The sequence below is a fragment of the Ideonella sp. P3_A4 genome (assembly GCF_056403075.1).
In genome coordinates this window covers 1-9,983 of record NZ_JBFUGE010000218.1, presented here as the reverse complement: position 1 = coordinate 9,983, position 9,983 = coordinate 1, and the positions used below count along the sequence as shown (strand labels likewise).

6 protein-coding genes, 1 pseudogene and 1 riboswitch are annotated in these 9,983 nt (G+C 67.8%); of the genes and pseudogenes, 4 read left to right on the top strand and 3 right to left on the bottom strand.

What is annotated here, in order from left to right; translation table 11 throughout:
* Both AC1DYI_RS18670 and AC1DYI_RS18665 read left to right on the top strand, forming a co-directional pair.
* The coding region (locus AC1DYI_RS18670; protein WP_477205628.1) for a capsular polysaccharide biosynthesis protein at nucleotides 1-1,376 on the top strand (1,376 nt) is incomplete at its 5' end.
* A 398-nt stretch (nucleotides 1,377-1,774) separates the two neighbouring features.
* Nucleotides 1,775-2,884 (top strand): annotated as a pseudogene (locus AC1DYI_RS18665) (capsule biosynthesis protein); the annotation flags it as partial.
* Between the two features lie 56 nt (nucleotides 2,885-2,940).
* Here AC1DYI_RS18665 and metH read toward each other — a convergent pair.
* Nucleotides 2,941-5,718 carry a methionine synthase gene (gene metH, locus AC1DYI_RS18660; RefSeq protein WP_477205627.1) on the bottom strand — a complete coding sequence of 926 codons (2,778 nt, stop codon included), beginning with the start codon at nucleotides 5,716-5,718 and terminating at the stop codon, nucleotides 2,941-2,943.
* Nucleotides 5,719-5,788: 70 nt separating this feature from the next.
* Nucleotides 5,789-5,904: riboswitch (S-adenosyl-L-homocysteine riboswitch) on the bottom strand.
* 93 nt (nucleotides 5,905-5,997) lie between these two features.
* On the opposite strand from metH, the gene AC1DYI_RS18655 reads away from it, so the two are divergent.
* Nucleotides 5,998-6,675: a hypothetical protein gene (locus AC1DYI_RS18655; protein ID WP_477205626.1), complete on the top strand. Its 678-nt coding sequence runs from the start codon at nucleotides 5,998-6,000 to the stop codon at nucleotides 6,673-6,675.
* Nucleotides 6,676-6,825: 150 nt separating this feature from the next.
* On the top strand, nucleotides 6,826-8,031 hold the full coding sequence (locus AC1DYI_RS18650) for an HD-GYP domain-containing protein (RefSeq protein ID WP_477205625.1): 1,206 nt from the start codon (nucleotides 6,826-6,828) through the stop codon (nucleotides 8,029-8,031).
* Here AC1DYI_RS18650 and AC1DYI_RS18645 read toward each other — a convergent pair.
* Nucleotides 8,028-8,558: a cysteine hydrolase family protein gene (locus AC1DYI_RS18645; protein WP_477205624.1), complete on the bottom strand. Its 531-nt coding sequence runs from the start codon at nucleotides 8,556-8,558 to the stop codon at nucleotides 8,028-8,030. The genes AC1DYI_RS18650 and AC1DYI_RS18645 overlap by 4 nt on opposite strands.
* Nucleotides 8,555-9,610: a homocysteine S-methyltransferase family protein gene (locus AC1DYI_RS18640; protein WP_477205623.1), complete on the bottom strand. Its 1,056-nt coding sequence runs from the start codon at nucleotides 9,608-9,610 to the stop codon at nucleotides 8,555-8,557. Before AC1DYI_RS18640 ends, AC1DYI_RS18645 begins: the two co-directional genes overlap by 4 nt.
* Between the last annotated feature and the right edge of the window lie 373 nt (nucleotides 9,611-9,983).

The window sequence follows — 9,983 nt, the reverse complement described above, 5'->3', positions numbered from 1 at the left end:
GCCCGGCCCACGCTTGCGGTTTGCTAGAACGGGCCGCCGCGGTCTACACGGTGACCTCGCAGATGGGTTTCGAAGCATTGCTGTGGGGCCGGCCGCTGCGCTGCTTCGGCATGCCGTTCTACGCCGGCTGGGGCTTGACGCAGGACGAATTGGCGGCGCCTGCGCGACGCAGTGCAGCCAGCCTGGCGGCGCTGTGCCATGCCGCGCTGATCGACTACCCGCGCTACCTCGACCCCGAAACCGACCAGCGCTGCGAGCCTGAGTGCTTGCTKGACTGGATGGCGTTGCAGCGGCGAATGCGTRAGCGCTTTCCGACGCAGATGGTGGCGGTGGGTTTTTCGCGCTGGAAAAAGCCGATCGCGCGTGCCTTCTTCGCCGGCAGCGACCTGCGCTTCCAGAGCGTCAACAAGCCCGTGCCGGCAGGCACCGGCTTGGCGCTGTGGGGTCGACGGCCGGTGCCCGACGCGGCGGCCTCATCGGGCGATACACCGCCGCTGGTGGTCCGGCTGGAAGACGGCTTTCTGCGCTCGGTCGGCCTGGGTGCCGATCTGGTGCGGCCGCTGTCCTGGGTGATGGACCAGCAAGGCATGTATTACGACGCCACTGCGCCGTCGGCGTTGGAGCGCTTGCTGGCCGAGACCGAGTTCGACGAGGCGACTTGCGAGCGTTCCCGGGCACTGCGCGAGCGCATCCTCGCCGCCGGGCTGACCAAGTACAACGTCGGCCAGGCCCGCTGGCAGCGCCCGGCGACGGACAAGGAGGTGGTGCTGGTGGYCGGCCAGGTCGAGGCAGACGCATCGATTCGTCTCGGTGCGCCGGGCCTGCGCACGAACATGGCGCTGCTGAAGGCGGTGCGCGCAGAGCGGCCCGATGCGCACTTGGTCTACAAGCCGCACCCCGATGTCGTGGCCCAGCTGCGCGAGGCCGGCCGCGGAGAGGGCGCTGCCGCGGCGCTGTGCGACGAGATCGTCGTCGACGCACCGATGGACCAGGTGCTGCGCCAGGTCGACGAAGTGCATGTGCTGACCTCGCTCGCTGGTTTCGAAGCCCTGCTGCGCGACAAGCCTGTGGTCTGCTGGGGCTGCCCGTTCTACGCCGGCTGGGGCCTGACGCAGGACCGTGTGCCCATCCCGCGGCGCACACGGCGCTTGAGCCTGGACGCGCTGGTGGCGGGGGTGCTGCTGCTGTACCCAACCTACGTCAGCCGGGCGACCGGGTATTTCACGACCGCCGAGCGCGCGCTGGCCGAGTTGCAAGCCTGGCGTGAAGAAGGCGCCGCGGGCCGGCGCCAGGTCTCGGCTGGCCGGCGCGCTTGGCGCTGGACCTTGCGCCACGTCGTGGCGCTGCGGCGCTGGTGGAGCGGCGAGGCCGCCTGAACCGCGCGGCGGAATCCAAGCGAAGGCCGGTCGCCGAGCCGGAAATTACCAAAAGAGAAAGCAGTTGTTGCGATAAGCCGCTGTGGAAACGTTCGCGAGCGTGGGTTATTTCTACCGGGGCAGAATCCGCCACCGCACCCCGCAACGACCCTGAGTCGACCATGCGCCGGGCCGAGGCGAATTCGTCAAGAAAGATCAAATTCGCCACAAGTGCCACCCATTCGTGGGATCGTCACATTCACGGCCCTTCCCTAGAGTGTCACAGTGGATCGTCACAGTGGCATGTGCGCGTGATACCGCGGGAACGCGGGTTGCTTAGTCCGATTGTTTTGTGCGCCGCTGCCTCTGGGTGAATCCACCTTTGGTGCGGCGGTGATGTTGAGTCCGTTGTCCTTCTGATGATCCCCACTTCGCTCGATCGATTGCTCTGCCAGCGTCGCACGCTGATGCTGCRGGGCCCGATGGGGTCGTTCTTTGAGCGACTGGCCGGCACGCTGCGTGCCCATGGCCAGCAGGTCTGGAAGGTCAACTTCAACGCCGGCGACGACTGGTTCTTCAGCGGCGAGCAGGTCATCCGGTACCGCGATCCGCTGGACCAATGGCCAGCCCGCCTGCGGCGCTTGATCGCCGAATTGCGGCTCGATGCGATCGTGCTGTTTGGCCAGTCGCGCAGCATGCACCAGGCGGCCATCGAAGAGGCCCGTGCACTGGGCGTCACGATCTTCGTCTTCGAAGAAGGCTACGTCCGGCCCGACTACGTCACGCTAGAAGTCGGCGGCGTCAACGCTGCATCACCGATCCCGCGCGACCCGGCTTTCTACCGCGAGCTCAACGCCGAGCCGCTGCCCACGCCGCAGCCTACCGGGCAGAGCTTCAGCGCAGTGGCCGGCGCTGCGATCACCTATTCGCTGGCCCGTTCGATCGGTCACCCGCGCTACCCGCACTACCGCCACCACCGCTCGATCGCCCCCGTGCGCCAAGGCCTGAAATGGGCCAATGGTGCCTGGCGCAAGTGGTGGTACCGCTTCACCGAGCGCGCGATGCAGGACTTCCTCGCCGCACCGGAACAGCACAAGCGCTTCTTTCTGGTGCCGCTGCAGGTCTACAACGACAGCCAGATCCGCCGCCACTCGCATTACAAGGACGTCGGCACCTTCATCCATGAGGTGCTGGTGTCGTTCGCGCAGCATGCGCCGGCCGAACAGCTGCTGGTGCTCAAGCACCATCCGCTGGACCGCCCGTACAACGACTACACCCGCCTGATTGCTGTCGAGGCCGAGCGCCTGGGCATCACTGATCGTGTGCATTACATCCACGACCAGCATCTGCCGACGTTGCTGAAGCATGCGTCCGGCGTGGTGACGGTCAACAGCACCACCGGCTTGCAGGCGCTGTACCACGGCACCCCGGTGATCCCGCTGGGCGAGTGCATGTACGCGATCGAGGGCCTGGTGCACCCGGGCCCGCTCGACAGTTTCTGGGCCAACCCGGGCCCGGTCGATGCCGAGCTGTTCCAGCGTTTCCGCACCTACCTCGTGCGCGAAACGCAGCTCAACGCCAGCTTCTACGCCGAAGCGCCCGGGCTGCCATCGATCACCGAGAGCAACCGCCGCCGCGCGTCGTCGTTGGATATTCCCAGCGCCGCGCCCCAGGCCGCCAGCTGGTCGGCACCCACCGGCCCGACGTTGAAGTAAGTCGACGCTGGGTGGGCGAGGTAGAACCCGCTCACGCTGGCCGCCGGCGTCATCGCCAGGCTCTCGGTCAGGGCCATGCCGATCTCTTCGCAGGCCAGCACACGGAACATCTCGCCCTTCACGCCATGGTCCGGGCAGGCCGGGTAACCCGGCGCCGGCCGGATGCCGCGGTACTTCTCGGCGATCAGTTCTTCGTTGCTCAGGCCTTCGTCGGCCGCGTAACCCCACAGTTCGGTCCGTACCCGTTGGTGCAGCCGCTCGGCAAAGGCTTCGGCCAACCGGTCGGCCAGCGCCTTCAACATGATGGAGCTGTAGTCGTCATGGGCCGCTTCGAACTGGGCGGCCTTCTTGTCGGCGCCGACGCCAGCGGTGACCGCGAACAGGCCGATGTAGTCGGGCTGGCTGCCCTTGGGTGCGATGAAGTCGGCCAGTGAGCGGTTCGGCCGTGGCACGCCGTCGATGATCGGCCGCACGGTCTGCATGCGCAGCGGCGCCCAGCGCAACAGCACCTGCTCGCGCGATTCGTCGGCGTAGACCTCGATCACGTCGTCGTCGACCGTGTTGGCCGGGTACAGGCCCATCACGCCGTGCGCCTGCAGCCAGCGGCCGTCGATGATCTTCTTCAGCATCGCCTGGCCGTCGGCCAGCACCCGGCGTGCGGCCTCGCCGACTACCGCGTCCTGCAGGATCGCGGGGTACGGGCCGGCCAGGTCCCAGGTCTGGAAAAACGGGGCCCAGTCGATGCAGGCGGCCAGCTCGGCCAAGTCATATTGCTTGAAGATGCGCCGGCCAATGAAGCGCGGTGCGGCCGGCGGTGTGCTCCAGTCGATCGGCGTCTTGTTCGCGCGCGCCTGGGCCAGCGTGACCAGTGGCGTTGCCTTCTTGCCGGCGTGCAAGGTGCGCACGCGGTCGTAATCGGCGCGCAGCTCGGTCAGGTAAGCCCCCGAACGCTCTTCGGACAACAGCTCCGAGCACACGCCCACGGCGCGCGATGCGTCCGGTACGTAGACCACCGGGCCTTCGTAGTGCGGCGAGATCTTCACCGCGGTGTGCACACGGCTGGTCGTCGCGCCGCCGATCAGCAGCGGCATCTGCTTGTCGCGGAACCACGCATCGCGCTGCATCTCGGCCGCCACATGCTGCATCTCTTCAAGGCTGGGCGTGATCAGGCCGGACAGGCCGATCAGGTCGGCGCCTTCGGTGCGGGCTTTTTCGAGAATGTCCTGGCAGGGCACCATCACGCCCATGTTGACGACCTCGAAGTTGTTGCACTGGAGCACGACGGTGACGATGTTCTTGCCGATGTCGTGCACGTCGCCCTTGACGGTCGCGATGACGATCTTGCCCTTGGGCTTGGCTTCGCCGCCGGCGTTGACCATCGCGGCCTTCTCGGCCTCGATGTAGGGCAGCAGGTGCGCCACGGCCTGCTTCATCACCCGCGCGCTTTTCACCACCTGCGGCAGGAACATCTTGCCGGCGCCGAACAGGTCGCCGACGATGTTCATGCTCGACATCAGCGGGCCTTCGATCACATGAAGCGGCCGGCCGCCCTTGGCCAGGATGGCCTGCCAGGCTTCTTCGGTGTCTTCGGTGATGAAATCGGTGATGCCGTGCACCAGCGCGTGGCTCAGGCGCTCGTTGACGCCGGCGTTGCGCCAAGCCAGGCGCTGCGAGTCGTCCTTGGCCGCGCCCTTGGCGCTTTCGGCGATCTCGATCAGGCGCTCGCCGGCATCGGGCCGGCGGTTCAGCACCACGTCTTCGACACGCTCGCGCAAGGTCGCATCCAGGTCGTCGTAGACACCGACCATGCCGGCGTTGACGATGCCCATGTCCATGCCGGCCTGGATCGCGTGGTACAGGAAGACGGTGTGGATGGCTTCCCGCACCGGCTCGTTGCCGCGGAAGCTGAAAGAGACGTTGGAGACGCCGCCCGAGACCTTGGCCCCAGGCAGGTTCTGCTTGATCCAGCGCGTGGCGTTGATGAAGTCGACCGCGTAGTTGTCGTGCTCTTCGATGCCGGTGGCGATCGCGAAGATGTTGGGGTCGAAGATGATGTCTTCGGGCGGGAAGCCGACCTCGTCGACAAGCACCCGGTAGGCCCGCTCGCAGATCTCGATCTTGCGGGCAAAGGTGTCGGCCTGGCCTTTTTCGTCGAAGGCCATCACCACCGCGGCGGCGCCATAGCGGCGCACCAGCGTGGCCTGGCGCCTGAACTCGGCCTCGCCTTCCTTCATCGAGATCGAGTTGACGATGCCCTTGCCCTGCAGGCACTTCAGGCCGGCCTCGATCACGCTCCACTTCGACGAGTCGACCATGATCGGCACGCGCGCGATCTCGGGCTCGCCGGCGACGAGGTTCAAAAAGCGAACCATCGCCGCCTGGCTGTCCAACATGGCTTCGTCCATGTTGATGTCGATGACCTGGGCGCCGTTCTCGACCTGCTGGCGCGCCACGGCCAGTGCCTTCTCATACTCGCCGGCCAGGATCATTCGGGCGAAGGCCTTGGAGCCGGTCACGTTGGTGCGCTCGCCGACGTTGACGAACAGCGAGCCGGCGCCGATGGCCACCGGCTCCAGGCCGGACAGCCGCATCGGCGGCGGCACGACGGCGGTGGGTTCAGAGGGCAGGGGCGCGGAGCGATCGGTCATGGCGGCAATCAGCGGTCAAGGCGGCGAGCCCATGGGCCGTCGCGGCTCACCCGCGGCGGCCGCGCTGCGGCCCGGGTGAGCGCCGTTGCCGCACGCGGCGACTGTCATCGCCCGCGTGCCCGTGCCGAGCCTGGCGGCATGGCCTTCTGCAAGAAGTGCCACGCCGTCGCAACGCTCCTCGGACGGTGCGCGAATTCTACGCAAGCGAGGGCTTACGAGGCTTGACCGCTGTTACAACCCGTGCACTTTGTCAGGCGTCTCGTTTGCTTCAATGGCGACATGGACAAGTTTGGGCTGCGCATGCCCCGCGCGTTGTTGTCGATGCGCCGGCTCTCGTTGAGTGCCGCCGTCGTGTTGTTGTTGGCCTCCTTGCAGGCCTGTCAGACCTCTGGCCCCACCGCGTCGGGCGGCACCGGCGTGGCGGCCGGTACCGAGGCGCCTGCCACGGCCGCCAAACCCATGCTGCCGCCTGAGACCCCGTTGGCCGGCGAAGCCCGTTGGCTGACCGAGTTGTTCGCCGGCACGCCGGTGCAGGTGGTGGGCGAGCGTGATGGCAGCGTGCGCCTCAGCGTGCCGATGAAATATGCATTTGACGCACCGACGGCCGCGGCGCCGTCCAGCGCTGCCGCTACCGTGTCGCCCAAGCCGCCGCTGCAGGCGGTGCTCGACAAGCTCTCGCAAAGCCTGAAGCGCCAGCCGACGGCCAAACTGCAGGCCTCGGCGCCGGCCGGCCCGCGGTCGGCCGAACGGCTGGCCGCCGTGCGCAGCCACCTCGCGACGCGTGGCGTGCCGAATTGGCGCGTGGCGTCGGCCAGTCCGCCGGCCGATGACCAGATGCTGTTCCGGCTGGTGGCGCCTCCGCCGGGCGTGCGCATGCTGGACGACGGTACGGTGGCGCCGACCTCGGCTGGCCGCGTGCTGCCGCCGCCCAACGGGGGCAGCGGCACGGCGCACTGATCCTGTCCGCATGTCCGCGAGGTGCCTGACGGGTGCCGAAAAGCCGTTAAGTAGGCGCTGACATCACATTTCGACTCAAGTTCGGTGGCGTCCAGCCGAAGATGCCTGGGAGCCCCGCCGCCTTGTGGTGGTCCGGGCCTGCCTGCCACCATGAAACTTGTCCCCATCACCCCCGACGGCCTGGAACCCGGCCACCCGCTGCCGTTCTCACTGCGCGACATCAACGGCATGGTGCTGGTGCACCGCGGCTCGCCGATCGCCGACCAGCAGCAGCTGGGCTATCTGCTCGCCCGTGCGCTGTTCATTGAAGAAGGCGAAAAAGACATCGCGCAGCGTCAGCTGAACGCCCAGGTCGACCAGATGTTCCGCACTGGTGGCGGTACCTTGGGTGCGATTGCCGCGTTGCGGCCCGAATTCGACCAGCGTGCGACCGAGCCGATGCCGCTGGTCGAACGCCCGCTCGAATGGCCCGACCTCGAAAGCCGCGCCCGCGTGCTGCTGGGCGACACGCGCGTGACGCGCTGGCTGTCACGCCTGGACGAGTTGGCGCAAGAGATGCTGAACCGGCTCGACCGCCAGGTCGACGCAACGCTGCTGCGCTTCATCCACATCGCCGGCAGCCGGCCCGAGGACTACAGCACCCACCACGCGATCCTGGTGATGCTGCTGTGCGCGCTGGCTGGCCCGCGCGTGCCTGGCTGGCAACCCGAGTGGCGCCGGCCGCTGACCCGTGCGGCCCTGACGATGAACGTCGGCATGACGGTGCTGCAACAGGCGCTGGTGCGCCAAGCCGAGCCTTTGAACCCGCTGCAACGCACGCAGGTCGAGGCTCACGCACAGCGCGGCGTCGACCTGCTGCAAGCCGCCGGCGTCGACGACCCGCTGTGGCTGGGTGCGATGCGCCACCACCACGACGCGCCCAGCGGTCCGCTGGAAAAGCTCGAACCCGCCGTGCGCCTGGCGCGCCTGATCCAGCGCGCCGACCGCTACGCCGCGCGCCTGAGCGCTCGCCGCAACCGCGCCGCGCTGTCGGCCAAGGCAGCAGCGCAGGCTGCGTTCTTCGACGAAGGCGGGCACCCCGATGAAGCCGGTCAGGCCTTGCTGGCCGAAACCGGCCTGCACCCGCCGGGCGCCTGGGTCAAGCTGGCCTGCGGCGAGATCGCACTGGTGATGAAGCGCCAACCTAACCCCAAGGCACCGCTGACGGTGGTCAGCCTGGTCAACCGCGAGGGCATGCCGCTGGCGGTGCCGGCGCTGCGCCATACGGCGCTGCCGAAGTACAAGGTCGAGGGTGGCGTGCCGTCAGGCGACGTGCGCGTGCAGCCGAACCTGGAACAGCTGCAGAAGCTGGTCTAGAAGACGACGTCCGCGGCGGGTCTCGCCTCGATCTTCACGCCGAAGCTGCTGATGTCCGGCAAGGTCGCGTTGTGGTGTGCGCGGATCTGCGCGGCGCCCATGTGCGGCTTGTCGTGCGTCGTGTGCGCATCGGCGACCAGCACGACCGGGTAGCCCAGGGCAGCGGCGCGACGGGTCGTGGTGTCGACGCAGAACTCGCTCGCGTAGCCGCAGATCACCACTTGCTCGGTGCCCCAGCTCGTCAGCTTGTCTGCGAGGTCGGTGCGCAGGAACGAATCGGGTGTTGTCTTGCGGACGAAGTGGTCGCCTTCGCGGGGCTGCAGCCCGTGCGCCAGCCGCCAGCCATCGGTGCCGTGGGCCAACGCGCCGGTGCGCGTCTCGTGCTGCACGTAGACGACCGGCACGCCGGCCGCTCGCGCTCGTTCGGCAAGGCTGTTGATGCGCTCCATCACCGCGTAGCCTTCGTGCGGCGCTGGCTCGAACAGCCCACGTTGCACGTCGATGATCAGCAGGACCTTCTTCGTCATGCGGCCTTCACCAGCGAGGTCAGCAGCGGGTCGTTGCGGTGCCGCGGCCGGTAGGCCTTGAGGCGTTGCGCGATCGCGGCGATGTGCTCGGGCGTCGTGCCGCAGCAGCCGCCGGCGATGTTCAGGAAGCCGCTCTTGGCGAACTCTTCCATCAAGCCGCCGGTGACTTCGGGCGTCTCGTCGAAGCCGGTGTCGCTCATCGGGTTGGGCAGGCCGGCGTTCGGGTAGCAGCTGATGAAGGTGTCGTCCGCCAGGCGCGACAGCTCTTCGATGTAGGGGCGCATCAGCGCGGCGCCGAGCGCGCAGTTCAGGCCGATCGCCAGCGGCCGCGCGTGCCGCACCGAGTGCCAGAACGCACCCACTGTCTGGCCCGACAGGATGCGGCCCGAGGCGTCGGTGACGGTGCCGGAGATGATCACCGGCAGCCGCTGGCCGGTGTCTTCCATCAGCTCGTCGAGCGCGAAGATCGCGGCCTTGGCGTTGAGCGTGTCGAAAATCGTCTCGACCAGGAACAGGTCGGCGCCGCCTTCGAGCAATCCCTCGGCCTGCTCGCGGTACGAAGCGCGCAGTTGGTCGAAGGTGACGTTGCGGGCGCCGGGGTCGTTGACATCCGGGCTGATGCTGGCGGTGCGAGGCGTCGGGCCCAAGGCGGCGGCGACGAAGCGCGGCTTGTCGGGCGTGCTGTACTTGTCGGCGGCGGCGCGGGCGATCTTCGCCGCGACCACGTTCATCTCACGCGCCAGGTGGCCGAGGCCGTAGTCTTCCTGTGCGATCGAGGTCGCGCCGAAGGTGTTGGTCTCGATCAGGTCGGCGCCGGCGGCCAGGTACTGCTCGTGAATCTCCTGGATCACGTCGGGCCGGGTCAGCACCAGCAGGTCGTTGTTGCCCTTCAGGTCCTTCGGGTGGTCCTTCAGTGACTCGTTGCGGAAGTCGGCCTCGCCCAGCTTGTAGCGCTGGATCATGGTGCCCATGGCCCCGTCGATGATGGCAATGCGCTGCGCAAGGATCGCGGGCAGCGCGGCGCCGCGGGTATAGGCTGGGGTCGGCTTCATGAGGGGCGATTGTAGGAAGTGTCCGGGAAAGCCCTTGGGTTCGCCTGGGTTGGCGTGGCGGACGGAGGGGTGCCGTTCGTGCGCCCGTTAGACGTGCGCCCGCCCGGCACCCCACCATCCGCTGAGCACCGCTTGTGGTGCGCAACCGCGCGCGTCGATCTGCGGCTACCTTGATCCCACGCGCGCGTTGGCAGGGGCACGACGATGGTCACGCGGGGAGACGGGGCCTCGGGAGTGAACGTCTAACGAGCGCTCACGAGGCCCCGTCTCTCCGCGCGCGCCAGCCGCATCAGTGATTCAAACGTCCAGACGCAAGCCGACGTAGTTCTCAGCCATCGCCTTCATCGCCGCCTCCGACTGCACCAGGTAATCC

Excerpts from the sequence above, each read along its gene's own strand:
- AC1DYI_RS18640 (WP_477205623.1), bottom strand. The coding sequence starts at position 9,610 with ATGAAGCCGACCCCAGCCTATACCCGCGGCGCCGCGCTGCCCGCGATC.
- metH (WP_477205627.1), bottom strand. The coding sequence starts at position 5,718 with ATGACCGATCGCTCCGCGCCCCTGCCCTCTGAACCCACCGCCGTCGTG.
- AC1DYI_RS18655 (WP_477205626.1), top strand. The coding sequence starts at position 5,998 with ATGGACAAGTTTGGGCTGCGCATGCCCCGCGCGTTGTTGTCGATGCGC.
- AC1DYI_RS18645 (WP_477205624.1), bottom strand. The coding sequence starts at position 8,558 with ATGACGAAGAAGGTCCTGCTGATCATCGACGTGCAACGTGGGCTGTTC.
- AC1DYI_RS18650 (WP_477205625.1), top strand. The coding sequence starts at position 6,826 with ATGAAACTTGTCCCCATCACCCCCGACGGCCTGGAACCCGGCCACCCG.